The sequence below is a fragment of the Plantibacter sp. lyk4-40-MEA-4 genome (genome assembly GCF_030209415.1).
Taxonomy (GTDB): Bacteria; Actinomycetota; Actinomycetes; order Actinomycetales; family Microbacteriaceae; genus Plantibacter; species Plantibacter flavus_A.
Window position 1 is genome coordinate 70019 of sequence record NZ_JARVSA010000009.1, and the last position, 20476, is coordinate 90494.

A 20476-nucleotide genomic window follows, 5' to 3' on the forward strand; every position below is an offset into this window, starting at 1 on the left:
AGGCTGTCGGCCGGGTGGTCAGACCGCGGTGACGGCGATCCGCCCGACGACGGCGGCTCCACCGTGGATGGCCAGGTCGAGTTCCGGTTCGAGGGCGTCGACGGCGGCCGCATCGAGCGCTCCGACCGAGACGAGCAGCCGGAGGGCGACGATCGTCGAGGCCCGGAGCGAGCCGTCGAGGACCTTCAGCGCGACGGTCGCGCCGCCGGGTGCCGACATGACCATCACGCCTTCCGCCCCGAGCTTCGCGAACAGGCCGAGGCGCTCGATGACGAGCGTGTTCGCCCGCCCTGGTCCGTCGAGTGCCCAGCCGTTGGCGAGCACCGCCGCCGTGAGCAGGCCGGCATTCCGGTACAGGGCGAACGGCGAGGTGGGGGAGGAGTTGACGACGCGTCCGATGCCGCGTGCGAGTCCGGTCAGGGAGATCGCGTAGACCGGCGCCCCGCAGCCGTCGACCCCGCTGGCGGCGGGCTTCTCGCCGGTGAAGCGCTCGACGGTGTCGCGGACGGCGAGCTGCAACGGGTGGTCGGGCTCGAGGTACGTCGCCTGGTCCCACCCGTTCTGCGCGCAGGCGAGCAGCATAGCCGCGTGCTTCCCGGAGCAGTTCATGTACAGGGGGCTCGTGCCGAGGCCGTCCCGGACCAGCTCGTCGCGGGATACGCGATCACCGGGCCAATCGGCCGGGCACTGCAACGCCGAGTCTTCGATCCGGGCCCGGCCGAGCATGCTGCGGACGACCTGGACGTGCTTCCGGGTCCCCGCATGGCTCGCGGTGGCGAGCACGGCCTGAGCGCCCTCGAGGGACACCCCGGCGTTCATGATCGTGATGGCCTGGAAGGGCTTGAGGCACGAACGGGGGAAGACCGGTGCGTCCGGTGCTCCGAGACTCGCGAGCACTTCGCCGTCCGGCCCGAGGACGATCGCCGACCCGGCGTGTCGTGACTCGATGAAGCCGCTGCGCTCGACGACGGCCAACTCCACCGCGTCCGAGACACCGAAGGTCTGGGGGACCGCCGTGCTCACAGTGCTGCGAGCGCCTGATCGATGACCGTCATCGCGTCGGCGATGAGCTCGTCGGAGACCGCGAGGCTCGGGAGGAAGCGGAGGACGTTGCCGTAGGTGCCGGCGGTGAGGACGAGCACGCCCTGCTGCGCGGCGGCTGCGGCGATGGCGCTGACGGCGGCCGGGTTGGGCTCCTTCGTCGTCGAGGCGGTACCCGGCTGGACGAGTTCCATCGCGATCATCGCACCGATGCCGCGGACGTCGCCGATGATGTCGTACTTGCCCTGGAGTTCGAGCAGCGCCGCCGTCAGGGTGGCGCCGATGCGATCCGCTTCGGCCAGCAGGCCACGGGACTCGATCGACTCGAAGACCGCGACCGACGCGGCACACGCGACGGGGTTGCCACCGAAGGTGCCGCCGAGGCCGCCGGGCTGGCTCGCGTCCATGATCTCGGCACGCCCCGTGACCGCCGCGAGCGGCAGACCGCCGGCGATGCCCTTCGCGCTCAGCACGAGGTCGGGGACGAGGCCGAAGTGCGAGCTCGCGAAGTACTCGCCGGTGCGCGCCATGCCGCTCTGGATCTCGTCGGCGATGAACACGACGCCGTTGGCCGTGCACCACTCCTGGAGCGCGGGGAGGTAGCCCTCCGCGGGGACGACGAAGCCGCCCTCGCCCTGGATCGGCTCGACCACGAGGCACGCGAGGTCGGTGGCGCCGATGCGCTTCTCGAGGTAGGCGATGGTGCGGGCAGCAGCCGCCGCTCCGGACAGGCCGTCGTGGTAGGGGTAGGAGTTGGGGGCGTGGTAGACGTCGCCGGCGAACGGGCCGTAGCCGGTCGCGTACGGGGCGGCCTTGTAGTTCATCGCCATGGTCAGGTTGGTGCGACCGTGGTAGCCGTGGTCGAGCACCGCGACAGCCCGCCGACCGGTGTACTTGCGGGCGATCTTCACGCCGTTCTCGACCGCCTCGGCGCCCGAGTTCACGAGCACCGACTTCTTCGCGAAGTCGCCCGGAGTGTGCTCGGCGAGGAGCTCCGCGACGCGCACGTACTCCTCGTAGGGGGTGATCGTGAACAGGGTGTGCAGGACGTCGGCCGCCTGGTCCTGGACGGCGCCGACCACGGAGGACTCCGTGTGGCCGATGGTGGTGACGCCGATGCCGGCACCGAGGTCGATGAACTGGTTGCCGTCGACGTCGACGACGATGGCGCCGTGCGCGCGCTCGATGTACACCGGGAGGACACTCGACACGCCATCGGACACGACTGCGGTCCGGCGGGCGTGCAGCGCCTGTGAGCGCGGGCCCGGGACGGCCGTCACGATGCGACGCTCCTGCGTCACGCTGGGGGCGGAGGCGGTCGTCTGGTCCGTGGTGTCGAGCGTGTCAGTCATAGTCCTCCAGCGTAGCGCGACCTCCCGACAGCGGGGCCGCGAACGCGGGCCGCGGTGGAGAGGCCAGTGGGATACTGGTGGCATGATCACGGGCCACCACGACTACACCATCGGCGTCCGCTGGGACGGGGACCTCGGGACGGGCACGAGCGGGTACCGGGACTACTCCCGGGAGCTCACGGTGACGGCCGCCGGGAAGCACGACCTCGAGGGCTCGGCCGACAAACCGTTCCGCGGCGACCCGGGTCGGTGGAACCCTGAGGAGCTGCTCCTGGCGGCCCTCGCGCAGTGCCATCTGCTGTCCTACCTGCACGTCGCCGTGACCCTCGGTGTCGTGGTGACGGCCTACACGGACGACGCCGTCGGGACCATGGTCGAGGACGGCGCGGGGAGCGGTGCGTTCACGGAGGTGGTCCTGCGTCCGCAGGTCACGGTCGCCGATGCATCGATGGTCGAGGCGGCGCGAGCCGGGCACGCCCGCGCGAGCGAGCTGTGCTTCATCGCCAATTCGGTGAACTTCCCGGTCCGTCATGAGCCGACGATCGTGGTCGCGACGACCACCTGAGGAGTGGACCGACGCCGCGGCTCAGAGGCGCTCGGGGCGCAAGGCGCGCTTGATGCGCTCGACGGTGTCGGCGGGCGGCGACTCGTTGTAGGCGTTCGCGAGCTCCTGGCCGGTGAGGGCGTGGATCGCCGCCATGATCTCGTCCGTCGCCTTGCGTCTGGCGCGTCCTGAGGTCGCAGGTCCATGGTGGCTCACGTCGATGGGTTCACCGAAGATCACCGTGACCGGTTTGAACTTCGGGATCGTCGTGCCCACCGGCATGAGGTCGTCGGTGCCGATGAGGCCGACCGGGACGACCCTCGCACCCGTGGTGAGTGCCAGCCAGGCGACACCGGTCCTGCCGCGGTACAACCGTCCGTCGAGCGACCGGGTGCCCTCGGGGTAGATGGCGAAGGCCTCCCCGCTCTCGAGGATCCGGCGTCCCTGGTCGAGGGCTTCCTGCGCTGCCTGCCCGACACCACGTTCGACCCCGACAGCGCCGATCGAGGTGAAGAACGTGCGCGAGACCCAGCCCTTCAGGCCGCGTCCGGTGAAGTAGTCGGACTTCGCCAGGAACTGCACCCGGCGTGGGGCGCTGATGGGGATCGCGATGCTGTCGATGAACGAGAGGTGGTTGCTCGCCAGGATGACCGGCCCACGCTTCGGGACGTTCTTCCGGCCGATGATCTTCGGGCGGTAGAGCAGCTTCGCCGTCGTGTTCAGGACGGCTCGTCCGAAGTAGTAGACGACACCGGGTTTCGAGGGCGTGGCCACCGTGTCGTCCGTCGTCGGCTCGACGGTGGCCTGGTCGGAAGGTTCCTGGGCGCGTCGCTGCGTCTGCTCCTCATCGGCCATGCGCACGACTGTACCCGCCGACGCATGCGCGACCCGGCATACTGACGCGCGCCGGTGCACCGAGGATGTTCGGCGCGCTGTCAGCCAGCATGGAGCCTGGTGGGTGAGACTGGACCGACCCCTCAGCAACGACCGAAAGTTCCCCTGTGCGCAAGAGCCTCTGCCTTCTGGCCGTCATCGCGTCCCTCGTGTCGCTGACCGCGTGCAGTTCGGCGACGTCGCAGTCGCAGGCGCTGGCCAGCCCGGGGGAGTGCGCCGACACGAGCGCAGGCAAGGCGTCCAAGGCGATCAACGTGAGCGGTGACTTCGGCTCGATCCCCGAGGTCACCTTCGCCAAGGGCACGCTCTCCGCGGACACCACAGAACGCACGATCGTGGCGAAGGGCGACGGCGAGCGGGTCGATCCCGGCGACACGACGTTCGTCGAGATGTCCATCTACAACGCCGTGACCGGGTCGATCGTCGCGCAGACCGCCTACGGCGCCAGCCCGGCCACGGCGATCGTCGTCAATGATCAGAAGTACCTGAAGGGCCTCGTGCGAGCCGTCGAGTGCACGACGGTCGGATCCCGCGTCGCGGCCTTCGTCACGGCGGGCGACGGGTTCGGATCCGCGGGGTCGAGCGACGGCACGGTCCAGGCCGACCAGCCGCTCGTCGTCGTGGCCGACGTCCTCAGCACGGTGCACAGCGACGCCAAGGCGGACGGCGTCCCGCAGGAGCCCGTCGCCGGGATGCCTGCGGTCGAGCTCGACACCGCCGGACGACCCACGGTCACCATCCCCGAGGAGCCCGCTCCGGCCGATCTCCAGGTCGCGGTGCTCAAGCAGGGCGACGGCGCGGTGGTGCAGCCCGACGCCGAGGTCATCATCAACTACCAGGGTGTGAACTGGCGGACCGGCGAGGTCTTCGACGAGAGCTGGGGCAACGGGCCGACCAACTTCCAGCTGTCCGCCGTGGTGAAGGGCTTCTCGAGCGCCATCGCCGGCCAGCACATCGGTTCGCAGGTCATCGCCGTCATCCCGCCCGACCTCGGGTACGGACCGAGTGGCGGCAACAGCCAGGCGGGTATCGAGGCCGACGACACCATCGTGTTCGTCATCGACATCCTCGATGCGAGCAGCACCACGGCTCCCGCCGCGGGCTGAGCGGCCGACTCGGTCGCCGACGTAGACTGACCGCCGTGAGACGCGTCATCATCCTCGGATCAACCGGCTCGATCGGCACGCAGGCACTCGACGTCATCCGGGGTGACCGCGACCGCTTCGAGATCGTCGGCCTGACGGCCGGCTCGAACGCCGAGTTGCTCGCCGAGCAGGCCGCCGCCTTCCACGTCGACGACACGGCCCTGGGCGCGGCCGACGCCGAGCGGCTCATCCGCAGTGTCGACGCCGATGTGGTGCTGAACGGCATCACGGGCTCCATCGGGCTCGGCCCGACCCTCGCGGCGCTCGAGACGGGCCGGACGCTCGCGCTCGCGAACAAGGAGTCGCTCATCGTCGGTGGCGACCTCGTGCGGCGGATCGCGGCACCCGGCCAGATCGTGCCAGTCGACTCCGAGCATTCCGCGATCGCCCAGGCCCTCCGTTCCGGCACCGCGACCGAGGTGCGGCGGCTCGTCCTGACCGCCTCGGGAGGACCGTTCCGCGGACGGGACCGCGCATCGCTCGTCGGCGTCACGCCGGCTGAGGCGCTCGCCCACCCCACCTGGGACATGGGTCTCGTCGTCACGACGAACTCGGCGACCCTCGTCAACAAGGGGCTCGAGGTGATCGAGGCGCACCTGCTGTTCGACGTCCCGTACGACCGCATCGAGGTGACGGTCCACCCGCAGTCGATCGTCCACTCGATGGTCGAGTTCATCGACGGTTCCACCATCGCCCAGGCGTCGCCGCCAGACATGCGGCTCCCCATCTCCCTCGGGCTCGACTGGCCCAACCGGGTCGGAGGCGTCGGCGTCCCGCTCGATTGGACCTCGCCCCAGCAGTGGACGTTCGAGCCCCTCGATCACGAGGCCTTCCCGGCCGTGCGACTGGCCAAACTCGTGGGCGGACAGGGGCGCACCTATCCGGCCGTGTTCAACGCCGCGAACGAGGAGGCCGTTGCGGCCTTCCACGCGGGTCGGCTGGGATACCTGGGCATCCTCGACACCGTCCGCGCGGTCGTGGACGACCACGAGGCGCCCGAAGGCGAGCTCACCCGGGAGGCGCTCGCCGAGGCGGAGCGCTGGGCGAGGGCTCGCGCGCAGCAGCGCATCGGCTGACCTGCCCGTTCATCGTCGGAAGCTTCCGAGCGGCCGTACAGCCGGCGTGCAGCCGGTGACCCGACCGCGCGAGTAGGGTTACGCCGTGGAATCCGTCCTCCTCTACCTCCTCGGCATCGTGATCGTGCTCGTGGGCCTCATCGTGTCCATCGGGCTGCACGAGGTCGGTCACCTCGTGCCCGCGAAGCTGTTCGGCGTGCGGGTCACCCAGTACATGATCGGCTTCGGTCGCACCATCTGGTCGCGTCGCAAGGGGGAGACCGAGTACGGCGTCAAGATGATCCCGCTCGGCGGCTACATCTCGATGATCGGCATGTTCCCGCCCAAGCAGCCCGGCGGTGCCGCCCGGAACGCCAGCACCGGCTTCTTCGACACGCTGGTCCAGGACGCGCGTGAGGCGAGTGCCGACACGATCGGCGCCGGCGACGAGGAGCGCACCTTCTACCGGCTGCCCGTCTGGAAACGGATCGTCGTCATGCTCGGCGGCCCGTTCATGAACCTCGTCCTCGCCGTCCTGTTCATCGGTGTCGCCGTGTCGGGGTTCGGCGTCCCCCAGCAGAGCAGCACGCTGACCTCGGTGTACGAGTGCGTGTTGCCGTCCACGAGTGACCGTCAGAGCTGTGCAGCGGGGGATCCGCAGGGTCCGGCGGCCGCCGCAGGGCTGAAGCCGGGTGACACGATCCTCTCGATCGACGGCACGCCGATCTCCACCTTCGCCGAGATCTCCGCGGCCGTTCAGGATTCGCCGGGCAAGCCGTTGGCCCTCGAGGTCGCCCGCGGTGAGCAGCGACTCGACCTCACCCTGACGCCGTTGCTGCTCGAACGGGACGTCGTCGACGCCAAGACCGGCAAGATCGAGACGAACGCCGACGGCTCGGCGAAGACCCACGAGGTCGGTTTCGTCGGCATCACCCCGCAGCAGCAGATGGTGGCGCAGCCCGTCACCACGATCCTGCCGACCGTCGGCGACACGATCGCCCGGACCGCCAACATCATCCTGAACCTGCCCCAGCGACTCATCGACGTCGGGCAGGCAGCATTCGGATCCGGTGAGCGCGACCCCAACGGGCCGATGAGCGTCGTGGGCGTCGGACGGGTCGTCGGCGAGGTGGTCAGCCTCGACGAGATCCCCGTCGCGTCGAAGGCGGCGACCGTGTTCGGCATCCTCGGGTCGCTCAACGTCGCGCTCTTCGTCTTCAACCTCATCCCCTTGCTACCCCTCGACGGCGGGCACGTCGCAGCAGCGCTCTGGGAGGCGATCCGTCGCCGCTTCGCAAAGGTCTTCCGACGTCGCGATCCTGGGCCGGTGGACGCGGCGAAACTCATCCCGCTCACCTTCGGCGTGGTGATCGTCCTCGGCGGCATGAGCGCGCTCCTCGTGTACGCCGACATCGTCAAGCCGGTCAACCTCTTCGGCTAGGCCGACGCCAACGGGGCCCGCGGGAGCCTCCCATCCCGGTACGGTCGTACTCCTCGGGGAGTACGGCGCGAGGCTCCGTGCGGGCGACGCGGCGGCTCCGACCCGCGAGTAGCATGCAGGGATGGCATCGGTCGAGACGGGTTCGGCACCCTGGATGACGCCGGGCGATCGCCGACCCGGGCGCCCCGTCTGGCGCCTCTGGGCACCGGTGGTGGTGTCCTTCCTCGTCCAGGTGCCCGCGACAGCGGTGCTCGCCCTCCACGGTTCCTTCGGCCCGGGTGCCGGTGCCTCGGGGTGGTCACGTACCTCGGCCGTCCTCCTGGCACTCGCCGGCGTGCTCTGCCTGCTCGCTGCCAGGCGGTCGCCCGGGCCGACGGTCGCGGCGGTCGCCGTGTTGTCGAGCGCCTCGATGCTGACGGGTCCCACCTGGGGCCCTCCCGCCGTGGCGCTCGCGTTCGCCGCGGGGTCCGGCATCGTCCGTGGGGCTCGCGGCTGGACCTATCCGTCGCTGGGACTCGGGTGGGCGCTCGCCCTGACCATCGCGCTCGCCGTCGGTTGGAGGGTGTCGGGCTTCCGCGTCGGGGCCACGACCGCCCTCGTCATCGTCGCCGTCCTCCTCGCCGAGGGACTCCGCACCCGGCGCGAACAGCTCGACGCGGATCGCCGGCGTCAAGGCGAACGTCGGGCGTCCGCCGCTCAGGAGGAGCGCGTGCGCATCGCCCGTGAGCTGCACGACGTGGTCGCCCACTCGCTCGCGCAGATCACCGTCCAGGCCGGTATGGGGCTGCACCTCATGGACACCCAGCCCGAACGTGCCAGGGAGGCGCTGACGAACATCAAGGGGTCGAGCAAGGCGTCGCTCGACGAGGTCCGCGGCCTCCTCGACGTCCTCCGTGGTGCCGATGCGGCCCAGGATCCCACGACCGGCGCGCCGAGGCGCCCGGGGCCGGATCTCGAGGCACTGCCCGTCCTCGTCCAGTCCCTCCGAGACCAGGGCGTCGACGCGGTCCTCGAGCAGCGCCTCGTCTCCACGCCCGGCGCGGCCGTGCAGCAGGCGCTGTACCGGATCGCGCAGGAGAGCGTCACGAACGTCCTCCGGCACGCGCAGGCCGGACGGGTCTCCGTCGAGCTCGTCGAGGTCGACGGCACCTACCGCCTGCTCGTGGAGGACGACGGAGTCGGTGCCCCACCCGGACCCGCGGAGCACGGCAACGGCCTCCTCGGCATGACCGAGCGCGCCGAGCTCCTCGGTGGCACCCTCGAGACCGGGCGGAGTCCGCTCGGTGGCTTCCGTGTCACGGCCCGGGTGCCGGTCCGAGGCGTCGCATGATCCGCGTGGTCGTCGCCGACGACCAGGCACTCATCCGCGGCGGGTTCCGCGCCCTCCTCGACGCGGAGCCCGACATCGCGGTCGTGGGTGAGGCGGCCGGTGGGGACGAGGCGCTCGTGGTCGTCCGTCGGGAGCAGCCGGACGTGGTCCTCATGGACATCAGGATGCCCGGAGGCGACGGTCTGGCCGCCACCGAAGCCATCGTCGCGGATCCGACGCTCGAGGCCACCCGCATCATCGTCGTCACCACCTTCGAACTCGACGAGTACGTCGCGCAGGCGATCCGGGCGGGCGCGAGCGGCTTCCTCGTGAAGGACACCGAGCCGGCCGAGCTCATCCGGGCCGTCCGTGTGGTCGCGTCGGGTGACGCCCTGCTGTCGCCCGGGGTCACGAGGCGCCTGCTCACCCAGGTCGCCGGAGCGATCGCCGCGCCGCTCGACGACGCCGTGATCGCCGGGCTCACGGAGCGCGAACGCGAGGTGCTGGGTCTCGTCGGACGCGGACTCACCAACGAGGAGATCGGAGCGGCGCTGTTCCTCAGCCCGCTCACCGCGAAGACCCACGTGTCGCGCATCATGTCGAAGCTCGCGGCGCGCGACCGGGTCCGACTCGTCGTCATCGCCTACGAGACGGGGCTCGTCAGTCCCGGCGTCTGAGCGCCGGGTGGTCGTACTCCCGGGGGAGTCCGGTGATCCGTCCCGTCGTCGGATGCCCTCGGCCACCATCCGGAGGAGGCTCGGGGTCGTGATGCGGACGACGGTGGTCGTCCGCCCGACGAACGGAGTCCTCCATGTCCACCTCCCTGATCGTGCTCGCCGCGACCGCCATGCATCCCGGCGGTCCCGGGCCGGGCTTCCACCTCCTCTGGCTGCTGCTCATCCCCGCGTTCTGGATCGCCGTGATCGTCCTCGTCGTCGCGCTGGTCGGTCGGCGGTGGCGTCGCCGAGCCTGGTCCGGGGCGTCCCCGGACGGCCACCAGGGCCCGCCGTGGGCCTGGCGTCAGGACGGGTCCCGGAGCGCAGAGCAGACGCTCGCCGAGCGCTTCGCCCAGGGCGACATCGACGAGGTCGAGTACCGGGAACGGCTCGGCGTCCTGCGTGCGAATCGCGAGGCACCACCCGCCCGTTGACCGCGGATCGCGACGTCCCAGCAGGCATTCAGCTCACGGGGAGCCTGGGGGGCGTCGCGCGCGTAAGCTGAGGCTCGTGGTAGCTATCAATCTGGGTCTTCCGTCGGTTCCCGAGACGCTCAGCCCGCGGCGCAAGTCGCGACAGATCAAGGTCGGCAAGGTGCTCGTCGGCGGCGACGCCCCGGTGAGCGTCCAGTCGATGACGACGACCCAGACGACCAACATCAACGCGACCCTCCAGCAGATCGCCGAGCTCACGGCCTCCGGCTGCGACATCGTCCGCGTGGCCGTCCCGACCCGCGACGACGCCGAGGTGCTGCCGATCATCGCGAAGAAGAGTCAGATCCCGGTGATCGCCGACATCCACTTCCAGCCCGCCTACGTCTACGCCGCGATCGACGCGGGGTGCGCGGCCGTCCGGGTCAATCCCGGCAACATCCGGAAGTTCGACGACCAGGTCGGCGAGATCGCCCGGCGCGCGAAAGCCGCCGGCGTCTCCCTCCGCATCGGCGTCAACGCCGGGTCCCTCGACCCGCGGTTGCTGCAGAAGTACGGCAAGGCGACCCCCGAAGCGCTCGTCGAGAGCGCCGTCTGGGAGGCGAGCCTCTTCGAGGAGCACGACTTCCACGACTTCAAGATCTCCGTCAAGCACAACGACCCGGTCGTCATGGTGAAGGCCTACCGGCTGCTCGCCGAGCGCGGTGACTGGCCCCTGCACCTCGGCGTGACGGAGGCAGGTCCTTCCTTCCAGGGAACCATCAAGAGCGCGACCGCGTTCGGCATCCTGCTCTCCGAGGGCATCGGCGACACCATCCGTGTCTCGCTCTCCGCGCCGCCGGCGGAGGAGATCAAGGTCGGGCTCCAGATCCTGCAGTCGTTGAACCTCCGCGAGCGCAAGCTCGAGATCGTCTCCTGCCCGAGCTGCGGGCGCGCCCAGGTGGACGTCTACAAGCTCGCGAACGACGTGACCGACGGCCTCGAGGGGATGAGCGTCCCCCTGCGCGTCGCCGTCATGGGCTGCGTCGTGAACGGCCCCGGAGAGGCTCGCGAGGCCGACCTCGGCGTCGCGAGCGGCAACGGCAAGGGCCAGATCTTCGTCAAGGGCGAGGTCATCAAGACGGTTCCGGAGTCGGAGATCGTCGCGACGCTCATCCAGGAGGCCAACCGTCTGGCCGCCGAGATGCCCGCGGACGACACCTCCACGGGCGCACCGGTGGTGACGGTCGGCTCCAACTGAGCCGGATCACCGCCCGACCGGTCTCCGGTCGAGCGGTGATCCCGTCAGCGGGCTGTGCGGTGACGAGCCCCGTGCGGCGCGCGCACCGGCGTCTCCGTCTCGATCGGTGCGAGCCGACGGGAGGCGATCGGTTGCCGCTCGGCCGGCTGGACGCCCCGAGCGCGACGGACCAGACGGCGAGCGATCTGCAGTGGCCGCCCGATGACGAAGGCGACCGTGCCCAGCGCGCTCGTGTCGGCCCGCCCGAACGCCCGACGACGCTCCCAACCGGTGCGGAGCATGCCGCCGCGACTCTGTCGTGCACGAGGACGGACCGGCAGGGTCCCGAGGTCGCGCGCGGCGAACGCCTCCTCCGACCGCAGGATCCAGTCGTCCTCCGGGGCGGGGTGGAAGTAGTTCTGCTGCAGCCAATCCGGGTTCGGGAACCGGAAGCGGGCGGCCATGAGGTCATCCTTGGAGGCGAGCAGCCCGCTGCCCTCGAAGACGGTGTTGATGAGCGCCGGGTCAACACCGAAGTCGTCGAGCAGGATGACCGGCACCCCGGCGGCGATGGCCTCGATCGCAGCCGTGGAACTCACGGTGACGAGCCCGGCCGCGTGGCCGAGGTGGACCGCCATCGACCCGGTGGCGACCCGGAGGTTGTCGGGTGTGGGACCGGTCAGGAGGGTGTCGAAGGGGTAGTGCTCGTGATGGGTCTGCGGGTCGCCGGCGAGGCCGCGCACCTTGATCACGACGTCGAGGTCGCGGTGCCGGATCGCGAGGGTCCGCAGCCAGGAGAGGATCCGGAGCCGGTCGCCGCGGTCGGCCGGGACGGTGGCCTGGGCGGCGAAGACGACCCGGGTGCGCGGGGCGGGCTCGGCCGGTGGCTCGGTCGCCGGGTCCGTCAGGAACGGCAGGGTCGCGAGCGCGAACGCCGGCTCGACCCCGTGCGTCAGCGCGAGTTCACGGTAGGCGGCGACTTCGCGGTGGCTGTGCAGGACGAAGACGTCTGCCTGCGCACGGAGGAAGATCCCCTTCCACTTCGCCGGGATGGAGATGCCGGGGAGACCGGTGAGGAGGACCGGGCGGGTGGCGCGGCCGAGCGCGAGGAGTTCCGAGATGACGACCTCGGCGACCGGCCCCCGCGTGGAGACGAACACGCCGTCCGGCTGCTCGGTCCGGATGAGGTCGACGAGTCGTCGGAGCGACAGGCGACGGACGGTCCGACCCTCGAACGCCGTGTGGAGCAGGGCGATGTCCACCTGCCGGTCCGTGGCGGACACGTCGCTCTCGATGAGGACGAGGTCGACGTCCCAGCCGGTCGCGCGGGAGAGGGTGGCGGCGCCCCACTTCACGAAGGAGTCGGAGTCCACCACCCCGATCACCCGACGTCGGGGCCCATGATCAGGCATCGACCCTGCGCAGCTTCGCGAGTGGGGCGAGTTCGCCGGGGAAGATGCGCTTGACGCCGTCACCCATGGCGGTCTCGATGACCCGGATGTCGCGGACGAGGTTCGAGAAACCGTGCGGTTCGAGCGACGCGGCGTGGTCCGAGCCCCACATGGCGCGGTCGAGCGTGATGTGGCGTTCCACCATCGTGGCTCCGAGGGCGACCGCGGCGAGGGAGATCTGCAGACCGGTCTCGTGGCCGGAGTACCCGATGGGCACACCGGGGTACCGGGCGGCGAGGCTGTCGATCATCCGGAGGTTCGCCTCTTCGGCGGGCAAGGGGTAGGTGGAGGTCGCGTGCAGGATGACCAGCGGCGAGCCCCGGAGGATCTCGACGGCGCGGTCGATCTGCTCGAGCGTCGACATGCCGGTCGAGAGGATGATCGGCTTCCCGGTCGCGGCGAGACGGGTGAGGAGGCCCGAGTCGGTCACCGAGGCGGACGCGACCTTGTGGGCGCTGACGCCCAGGTCCTCGAGGAAGTCGACCGACGGTTCGTCCCACGGGGACGCGAACCAGCTGAGGCCGCGCAGGGTGGCGTGGTCGCCGATCTCGATGTACTGCTCACGGTCGAATTCGACCCGGTAGCGGTAGTCGAGGTAGCTCATCTCACCCCACGGCGTCTGCCGCGGGACGTCGCGCATGTGCGTCGGCGTGGAGATCTCCGGCGTGCGCTTCTGGAACTTGACGGCCTGTGCGCCGGCGTCGGCGGCCACGTCGATGAGTCGCTTCGCGAGCTCCACGTCGCCGTTGTGGTTGAGACCGATCTCCCCGATGACGTACGCGGGAGCGCCGCCGCCGACGGGGATGCCGTCGATGCGCACGGGAGACGGCTGCGTCCGGCCGTCGAGGTCGGTGGTGTCGTTCGCGTCCTGGTGGATGCTCATGGTCGTGCTCCGTTCGATTGCAGCGTGGACAGCTTCAGGGGGTCGAGGGCCGCGCGTGCGCGTGCGGTGAGGACGAGGTCGGCGAGTTCGCGGACGGCGCCGTCGCCGCCTCGGCGTTCCAGGACGAGCCGGGAGACGGCACGCGCCTCCGGGTGCGCATCGGCGACGACGACCGGCCAGCCGACGATCTCGAGTGCCGGGATGTCGTTGACGTCGTTGCCGAGGTAGGCGATGCGGTCGAGTGGGACGCCCTTCGTCGCGGCCCAGTCGCGGAGCGCGGTCGCCTTGTCGGCGGAGCCGTACACGACGTCGACGCCGAGTTTGGCCGCGCGTGCGGCGACGATCGGGACCCGCTCGGTCGACAGGATCAGGAACGGCAGTCCGGCCTCGCGCAGCAGACGGACGCCGAGGCCGTCACCGCGATGGACGCTCACCCGTTCGACCCCGTCGGCGTCGATACTGGCGCGGTCGTCGGTGTGGACCCCGTCGAAGTCGGTGACGACGGCGTCGACGTCGAGGTGGTGCTCGGAACGCTCCGAGCCCGACGGGATGCCCAGCTGGCGTTCGGCGAGTCCGGCGATCGCCTCGGCGACGAGCAGATCCTCCGGTTCGTCGATGTCGAGCGCGGCGAAGGACCTGGTGACGGCCGGCGCGATCCGGCCGAAGAAGCGGTGCCCGGCTTCGAGGAAGCCGTCCGTGTCGAAGACGTAGAACGAGCCGGTCTCGCGGTACTGCGGGGCGCGGTCCTGCCGCCGGGGACGCTCGCGGTGGTCGTGGCCGATCCCTCGGGCACCCTTCGTCTTCTCCGTCCAGAGGAATCCGTGGTCGAGTACCGCGGCGAAGACGGAGTCCGCCCGCCCGGAGGAGACCAGCGCGACGGCGTCGTCGAGCGCTTCCACGTCGAGGAAGGGCGACGTCGCCTGCGCGAACACCGTCACGGGGGTCAGCTCACCGCGCTCCGCGAGGACACCGAGCGCGTGGAGGAGCGCGGCCTCGGAGGAGGTGCTGTCCTCGGCGAGTTCGGCCGGCCGGTCGATGACCTCGGCACCGGCGGCGACGGCGGCGGCGGCGAGGTCCGGGTGATCGGTCGTGACGACCACGCGCGAGACGCCACCCGACCGCAGCAGTCCTTCGACCGACCGTGCGATGAGGGTGCTCCCGCGGACCGTCCTGAGGTTCTTGCGGTGGATCCCCTTCGAACCGCCCCTGACCGGGACGATCGCCGTCGCGCCGTCGGTCTCCGGGTGCCTCCCGTGCGCTGCAGATGTCATCGATCCACGGTAGGAAGCGGCGGTGGCCGCGAGGGGGACGGTGGGCGAACGGCTCCCGACGCCCTGGTGGCCATCCGGTGGCCGAGGAGCCCGGGCTCCGGATCTTCACACGTAGACTGTTCGGACCGCCGGGTTCCACCAGGCGGATCCGCGTTCGACGGTCATCCGTCCGGACCGCCAGCCTCGCCAGGGAGACCAGTGACCGTGACGCCGAGCACCCCCATCGCGCCAGCCGAGCTGCAACGGGCCCGCAGCATCCTCTCCGAGATCGTCGGTGCATACGACGCGAAGGTGGTCGGTCAGCAGGGCCTGCGCACCACCCTGCTCGCGGCACTCGTCTCGGGCGGACACGTCCTGCTCGAGAGTGTCCCAGGACTCGCGAAGACGACCGCGGCGGAATCGATCGCCCAAGCGGTGAACGCGTCGTTCAAACGCATCCAGTGCACCCCCGACCTGTTGCCGAGCGACATCATCGGCACGCAGATCTACGACGCCCGCACCGGTGCGTTCCAGACCCAGCTCGGTCCCGTGCACGCGAACTTCGTGCTCCTCGACGAGGTCAACCGGTCGAGCGCGAAGACCCAGAGCGCGATGCTCGAGGCGATGCAGGAACGCCAGACCTCCATCGGCGGCACGCACTATCCGTTGCCGAAGCCGTTCTTCGTGCTCGCCACGCAGAACCCCATCGAGCAGGAGGGCACGTACCACCTGCCCGAGGCGCAGCTCGACCGCTTCCTCCTCAAGGAGGTGCTCGACTACCCGACGATCGGCGAGGAGGCCGAGATCGTCCGTCGGGTGAACTCCGGGCTCTACGAGACCGACCAGGATCGCCCGGGGGTGAGCCTCGAGGACGTCCTGTTCCTGCAGTCCCTCGCCAAGCGGGTCTACCTCGATGCGTCGATCCTCAACTACATCGTCCAGACGGTCTACGTGACCCGCCATGCGAGCGACTACCTGCCGCCGAAGCTCGCGAGCTACATCGAGTACGGGGCGAGCCCGCGTGCCAGCATCGCGTTCAGCACCGTCGCGCGGGCGCTCGCGATCCTCGCCGGTCGGGACCACGTCATCCCCGAGGACGTCAAGGGCTACCGCCACCAGGTGCTGCGGCACCGCATCATCCTGAACTTCGAAGCCGCGGCCGACGACGTCTCGCCCGAGACGATCATCGACGCCGTCTTCGGAGCGGTCCAGGCACCGTAGGCCCGTGTCAGCCCCGCTGCTCCACCGGGTGAAGTCCAAACTCTTCATCCACGCCCACCGCCGCGTGCGGGGGATGCTCGACGGCGAGTACCGCTCGGTGTTCCAGGGCAGGAGCCTCGACTTCGACGACCTCCGCGAGTACACGCCGGGCGACGAGATCAAGGACATCGACTGGAAGGCGACGGCCCGACACGGCGCTCCACTCGTGAAGCGCTACATCGCCACGCGGAAACACCAGGTGCTGTTCGTCGTCGACACGGGTCGTGATCTCGCGGCGCTCGCCGAGGGCGGGAGCACCAAACGCGAGGTCGCCATCCTCGCGGTCGGCATCCTGGGGTACCTCGCGATCCGGCACGGCGACCTCGTCGGTCTCGTCGCCGGTGACGCCGCCGCACCGGAACTCGTCCGACCCGCCGGCACCGAATCGGCACTCGAGCGCCTGCTGCAGCACATCGACCGGCGTGCATCGCTCGCGGCACCCCAGAGCGATCTCGACGAGCTGCTCGGCTATGCGGCACGGTCCGTCAAGCAGCGCTGTCTGCTCGTGATCGTCTCGGACGACGAGGAGATCACGCCGAAGCGGTCGGAGATCCTCCGTCGACTGCACGTCCAGCACGAGGTGCTCTGGATCTCGGTCGGGGACGCCGACCTCATGCGCGCGGAGTACACCGGTCGGGCGATGGTCGACGTCGCCGACGAGCGGTCCCTGCCGGCCTTCATCCGGTCGGACGTCGCGCTCCGTCGCGAGTTCATCGAGGCCGTCACCAGCGCGACCGCCCGACACCTCGACCAGCTCGAGGAACTCGGCATCAGCGGTCAGCGCGTGACCGGGGCCGACGACGTCGTGCCCGTCCTCTTCCACCTCCTCGAGGCCCACCGACATGCCCGGCGATAACGGCTACTACGCTCCGGTCCAGTACACGCTGCTCTGGCCGGTGCTCGGACTCGTGCTCATCGCGCTCGTGATCGGGTGGTACGTCTGGATGCTCGCCCACGTGCGCCGTCGCGCGCGCGGGAGCGCTCCGCGTCCTGCTCCGCAGCCGTCTCCGACCGTCCTGCGCGATCGCTACCTCGCGCTCATCGGCGAGATCGAGCGCGAGCACGGGGACGGCGCCCTGAGCACGCGGCGCGCCCACCAACGGCTCGGCGCGATCCTCCGGATGTACGCGCACGAGTCCAGCGGCGTCCGTGCCCAGGTCATGACGCTCGCAGACCTCGATCGCGCCGGACTCGCGCCACTCAGTCGTGCCGTTTCGGCCTATTACCCGGTCGAGTTCCGCGAGGCCGAGACGGGCAGTGTCGCCGAGGCCGCCACGCTCGCCCGCCAGGTGGTGACGACGTGGAGCTGATCTACTGGTGGATGCCGCTCGTCTGGCTCCTCGCCGTGGCCGCGGTGGTCGCCGTCGTCGTCCTCGTGGCCCGCACCGGGCGGCGCCGGAAGGCGAACGCCGAGCCGCTGTGGGTCGCGCACTCCGAACGGCTCACCGCGCTCCCCGGATACCGCCGCGCACTGTCGCGGTACCGGCGCCTCATCATCGCGACGCTCGCCGCTCTCGGGGTGCTGCTGCTCGCCGGCACGGCCCTCGGATCCCGCGTGGTGAGCACGACGGTGTTCCAGCCCGAACTGCGCAACCGCGACATCGTGCTCTGCCTCGACGTGTCCGGGTCGATGACGGAGTACGACGCCGCGCTGGTCGGGGTGTTCGAGAAGCTCGTACAGCGGTTCGACGGTGAGCGGATCGCCCTGGTGCTGTTCAACGCGTCCGCGACCACGTACTTCCCGCTGACGAGCGACTACGACTACGTGGCCGCGCAGCTCGACCACCTCGTCGAGGACCTCACCTCGCCGGAGAGCGACTACGAGTACTGGAACGGCACCGATCTCGGGAACGGGTCGTCCCTCATCGGCGACGGTCTCGGGTCCTGCGTCATGCGGTTCGACCAGGTCGGCGAGGAACGGTCGCGCTCGATCGTGCTCGCGACCGACAACTACGTCGCCGGCGAGCCGATCCTCACGCTCAAGGAGGCCGGCGCCTATGCGAAGGCGCAGGACGTGACGGTGTACGGGATCAACCCCGGCGACGTCTCCAGCAAGGACTACCTCGACGACCTCGCCGCGGAGATGGACGAGGTCGTGACGTCCACCGGCGGGGACTACTACGCGCTCGCCGACCCCGGCGCGGTCGGCGGCATCGTCCAGCAGATCACGGCGGAGCAGACGAAGACGCTGAAGGGCGCCAAACAGCTCGTGCAGGTCGACGAGCCGTTCGTGTTCGTGCTGGTGGCGTTCGGCGGCCTCGCGGCGCTCATGCTGCTCGCCTGGAGGTTGCGCCGATGACCATCAACCCCGTTCTGCCGATCTGGGCCATCGCCGTGCTCGGCACCGTCCTCGCGGTCTTCGCCGTCTGGCAGTTCCTCGCCGGGGTGCGGCGGCCAGGAGCCTGGCACTGGATCGCCCGACTGGCCATGGTCGTCGTGCTCGTGATCATCGCCCTCCGACCGACCATTCCCGGCAACCATCGCCCGCCGTCCGCGATGGGCGACCTCGACGTCTACTTCGTCGTGGACACGACGAGCTCGATGGCCGCCGAGGACTGGCCGGACGGGACCGCGTCGGGGACGGACGAGAACGGGGCCCCGAAACCGCCGACCCGACTCGACGGGGCGAAGGCCGACATCACCGGCATCGCCGACCGGCTGGCCGGTGCGCGCTACGCGCTCGTGACGTTCGACGCCGTGGCCGTCCAGCGCATGCCCCTCACGACGGACGCGACGGCGCTCCGGTCGGCCGCGGAGGCGATGACGCAGGAGATCACCACCTACTCCCGCGGCAGCAGCATCGACGCGCCGGTAAAGTTCATGACCACGCTGCTGACCCAGGCCGAGGAGCAGGAACCGGGTCGGAACCGGATCATGTTCTACCTCGGTGACGGCGAGCAGACGAGTGGCGCGGCGCCCGGGTCGTTCGAGAGCATCGCACCGCTCATCGGCGGCGGTGGCGTGCTCGGCTACGGGACCGAGGCCGGCGGGACCATGCGCGAGTTCTCGGGATACCAGGACGGCAGCGTCCGTTACATCCAGGACTACTCGACCGGTGAGCCCGCCGTGTCCCGGCTGGATCCGGGCGCGCTCGAGACGATCGCGTCGCAGCTCGGCGTCGAAGCGGAGATCAGGACCCCGGGTGCGTCGCTCGACGACGCGCTCGACGGCCTCGCCGTCGGCGGCGTCACCGTCGAGGACGAGGTGGACATCCGGCGTACCGATGAGCTGTACTGGGTGTTCGCGCTCGGGTTCGGTGTGCTGCTCCTCACCGAGCTCCCCGGCCTGGTCGGCGCGCTGGGCGAGCTCCGACGGACGAAGGGTGGGCAGGCATGACCCTCTTCGACGACCGGACCCGGACCGACCGGCCCGACGACGCGCCGCGCAGCCCGGAGCCACGGCCACGGTTCGAGGAACCGCGGCGTCCGCCGCTGGCCCCTGCCGAGGTCAGCCGGTTGCGCCGTCGGCTGTTCTGGTGGTCCCTTCCGCTGGTCCTCGTCGCCCTCGTCGTCGGGGTCAAGTTCGTGAGTCTGCCGGTCGTCGCGCAGTCGGCGATCGCCGGGTACCGCGCCGAGGACTACTCCGGGGCGCAGTTGAGCGCGGGGCACCTCTTCACGGCGAACGTCGTCGAGCCGTGGATCGCCTGGTTCGACCGGGGCACCGCAGCCGCGGCCGGACAGGACTGGGTGCAGGGGACCGACGACCTCGGGAAGGCGCTCGAGCTCGCGCCGACGGAGGAGACCGCCTGCATCGTCCGGGTCAACCTGGCGCGCGCGTACGAGACCCAGGCCGACGAGTACGTGAAGGGCCAGTTCTTCCAGGGCGCCATCAACCTCTACGACACCGCGAAGCGCATCGTCGACGAGGGCGAGGGCTGCTTCGAGGGGGAGTCCCAGGAGCAGAACGAGGACCAGCAGGACCAGCAGGACCAGGGTGGCCAGGGGGATGAGGGCGATCAAGGTGGTCAGGGCGGTCAAGACGACCAGGGCGACCAGGGTGAGCAAGGGGAGCAGGGCGACCAAGGCGGCCAGGGCGACCAAGGCGGCCAGGGCGACCAAGGGGACCAGGGCGACCAAGGGGATCAGGGCGACCAAGGGAACCAAGGCGGCCAGGGCGATCAGGGCGGCACCGGGCAGCAGCCCGACGTGATCGATCCGAAGGGCACGCCCGGTGAGAACCTGCAGGACACCGGCGATCGCATCGACCGCAAACGTCAGGATGCGACCGACCAGCGCGACCGGTCCGGCGGGCAGGGCCAGCAGGATCCTTCGAACGGGGGACAGGGCGACGGCGACGCGAGCGGCTCGAGCGGCACCGGGGACAGCGAGGTCGACGGGAAGGTCGACAAGTTGAAGGACGCCGGCCAGGACGCCCAGCAGGACAAGTCGACCGAGGACGCCAAGAACCGCGGTCGGAACAACGACAACGGGAACTTCGCCGATCGCCCCTGGTAGCGGTTCCGGGCTGCCTGCGTGTGACGGACTA

Annotated in this window: 20 protein-coding genes; 14 read left to right on the plus strand and 6 right to left on the minus strand. The window is 70.4% G+C overall.

The genetic code is table 11. The features are described 5' to 3' along the window. Window positions 1–18: 18 nt before the first annotated feature. Window positions 19–1023 (minus strand): asparaginase, encoded by a 1005-nt coding sequence (locus QRN44_RS15160; protein WP_121291799.1) that lies wholly within the window; start codon window positions 1021–1023, stop codon window positions 19–21. After that, window positions 1020–2393 carry a 4-aminobutyrate--2-oxoglutarate transaminase gene (gene gabT, locus QRN44_RS15165; RefSeq protein WP_121291798.1) on the minus strand — a complete coding sequence of 458 codons (1374 nt, stop codon included), beginning with the start codon at window positions 2391–2393 and terminating at the stop codon, window positions 1020–1022. The genes QRN44_RS15160 and gabT overlap by 4 nt, the downstream gene beginning before the upstream one ends. Before the next feature lie 82 nt (window positions 2394–2475). Between gabT and QRN44_RS15170 the strand changes: the two genes are divergently transcribed. Next, window positions 2476–2958, plus strand: coding sequence for an OsmC family protein (locus tag QRN44_RS15170; protein ID WP_285039545.1), 483 nt, complete (start codon window positions 2476–2478; stop codon window positions 2956–2958). 21 nt (window positions 2959–2979) lie between these two features. On the opposite strand, the gene QRN44_RS15175 is transcribed toward QRN44_RS15170, so the two are convergent. Beyond that, a complete protein-coding gene (locus QRN44_RS15175) occupies window positions 2980–3792 on the minus strand; it encodes a lysophospholipid acyltransferase family protein (RefSeq protein WP_121291797.1) in 813 nt (270 codons plus the stop codon). A 146-nt stretch (window positions 3793–3938) separates the two neighbouring features. On the opposite strand from QRN44_RS15175, the gene QRN44_RS15180 reads away from it, so the two are divergent. The 7 genes from QRN44_RS15180 to ispG all read left to right on the plus strand — a co-directional run bounded on the left by QRN44_RS15180 (window position 3939) and on the right by ispG (window position 11168). Further along, on the plus strand, window positions 3939–4937 hold the full coding sequence (locus QRN44_RS15180; RefSeq protein ID WP_175117792.1) for an FKBP-type peptidyl-prolyl cis-trans isomerase: 999 nt from the start codon (window positions 3939–3941) through the stop codon (window positions 4935–4937). 35 nt (window positions 4938–4972) lie between these two features. Continuing rightward, entirely contained in the window at window positions 4973–6052 is a 1080-nt protein-coding gene (locus QRN44_RS15185) for a 1-deoxy-D-xylulose-5-phosphate reductoisomerase (RefSeq protein ID WP_121291795.1), read from the plus strand. Between the two features lie 85 nt (window positions 6053–6137). After that, a complete protein-coding gene (locus QRN44_RS15190) occupies window positions 6138–7472 on the plus strand; it encodes a M50 family metallopeptidase (protein WP_121291794.1) in 1335 nt (444 codons plus the stop codon). A gap of 121 nt (window positions 7473–7593) precedes the next feature. Beyond that, the gene (locus tag QRN44_RS15195) at window positions 7594–8802 is read left to right on the plus strand and encodes a sensor histidine kinase (RefSeq protein ID WP_175117795.1); all 1209 of its coding nucleotides are present in this window, start codon (window positions 7594–7596) and stop codon (window positions 8800–8802) included. Continuing rightward, complete coding sequence (locus QRN44_RS15200) at window positions 8799–9458, plus strand: response regulator (protein ID WP_285039546.1); 660 nt, start codon at window positions 8799–8801, stop codon at window positions 9456–9458. Before QRN44_RS15195 ends, QRN44_RS15200 begins: the two co-directional genes overlap by 4 nt. A 134-nt stretch (window positions 9459–9592) precedes the next feature. After that, window positions 9593–9931, plus strand: a complete 339-nt coding sequence (locus QRN44_RS15205; RefSeq protein WP_121291791.1) for an SHOCT domain-containing protein — start codon at window positions 9593–9595, stop codon at window positions 9929–9931. A gap of 76 nt (window positions 9932–10007) precedes the next feature. Beyond that, window positions 10008–11168 (plus strand): flavodoxin-dependent (E)-4-hydroxy-3-methylbut-2-enyl-diphosphate synthase, encoded by a 1161-nt coding sequence (ispG, locus tag QRN44_RS15210; RefSeq protein WP_064295337.1) that lies wholly within the window; start codon window positions 10008–10010, stop codon window positions 11166–11168. A gap of 44 nt (window positions 11169–11212) precedes the next feature. Here ispG and QRN44_RS15215 read toward each other — a convergent pair whose 3' ends face one another. From QRN44_RS15215 to QRN44_RS15225, 3 genes are read right to left on the minus strand one after another with little or no spacing between them, the layout of a single operon-like run. Continuing rightward, window positions 11213–12520 (minus strand): DUF6716 putative glycosyltransferase, encoded by a 1308-nt coding sequence (locus QRN44_RS15215; protein ID WP_175117798.1) that lies wholly within the window; start codon window positions 12518–12520, stop codon window positions 11213–11215. Between the two features lie 31 nt (window positions 12521–12551). Next, window positions 12552–13481, minus strand: coding sequence for an N-acetylneuraminate synthase family protein (locus QRN44_RS15220; protein WP_079002740.1), 930 nt, complete (start codon window positions 13479–13481; stop codon window positions 12552–12554). After that, a complete protein-coding gene (locus QRN44_RS15225) occupies window positions 13478–14752 on the minus strand; it encodes an acylneuraminate cytidylyltransferase (RefSeq protein WP_285039547.1) in 1275 nt (424 codons plus the stop codon). The genes QRN44_RS15220 and QRN44_RS15225 overlap by 4 nt, the downstream gene beginning before the upstream one ends. A 198-nt stretch (window positions 14753–14950) precedes the next feature. Here QRN44_RS15225 and QRN44_RS15230 point away from each other — a divergent pair, with 198 nt between their 5' ends. The 6 genes from QRN44_RS15230 to QRN44_RS15255 are packed head-to-tail and all read left to right on the plus strand — an operon-like array spanning window position 14951 to window position 20445. After that, the gene (locus QRN44_RS15230) at window positions 14951–15952 is read left to right on the plus strand and encodes an AAA family ATPase (protein ID WP_064295340.1); all 1002 of its coding nucleotides are present in this window, start codon (window positions 14951–14953) and stop codon (window positions 15950–15952) included. Between the two features lie 4 nt (window positions 15953–15956). Further along, on the plus strand, window positions 15957–16847 hold the full coding sequence (locus QRN44_RS15235) for a DUF58 domain-containing protein (protein WP_240555483.1): 891 nt from the start codon (window positions 15957–15959) through the stop codon (window positions 16845–16847). Beyond that, on the plus strand, window positions 16834–17301 hold the full coding sequence (locus QRN44_RS15240; RefSeq protein ID WP_079002737.1) for a hypothetical protein: 468 nt from the start codon (window positions 16834–16836) through the stop codon (window positions 17299–17301). The genes QRN44_RS15235 and QRN44_RS15240 overlap by 14 nt, the downstream gene beginning before the upstream one ends. Next, on the plus strand, window positions 17292–18290 hold the full coding sequence (locus tag QRN44_RS15245) for a vWA domain-containing protein (protein WP_121291789.1): 999 nt from the start codon (window positions 17292–17294) through the stop codon (window positions 18288–18290). The genes QRN44_RS15240 and QRN44_RS15245 overlap by 10 nt, the downstream gene beginning before the upstream one ends. Beyond that, the gene (locus tag QRN44_RS15250) at window positions 18287–19327 is read left to right on the plus strand and encodes a VWA domain-containing protein (protein ID WP_285039548.1); all 1041 of its coding nucleotides are present in this window, start codon (window positions 18287–18289) and stop codon (window positions 19325–19327) included. Before QRN44_RS15245 ends, QRN44_RS15250 begins: the two co-directional genes overlap by 4 nt. Further along, complete coding sequence (locus QRN44_RS15255) at window positions 19324–20445, plus strand: hypothetical protein (protein WP_285039549.1); 1122 nt, start codon at window positions 19324–19326, stop codon at window positions 20443–20445. Before QRN44_RS15250 ends, QRN44_RS15255 begins: the two co-directional genes overlap by 4 nt. Window positions 20446–20476: the final 31 nt, after the last annotated feature.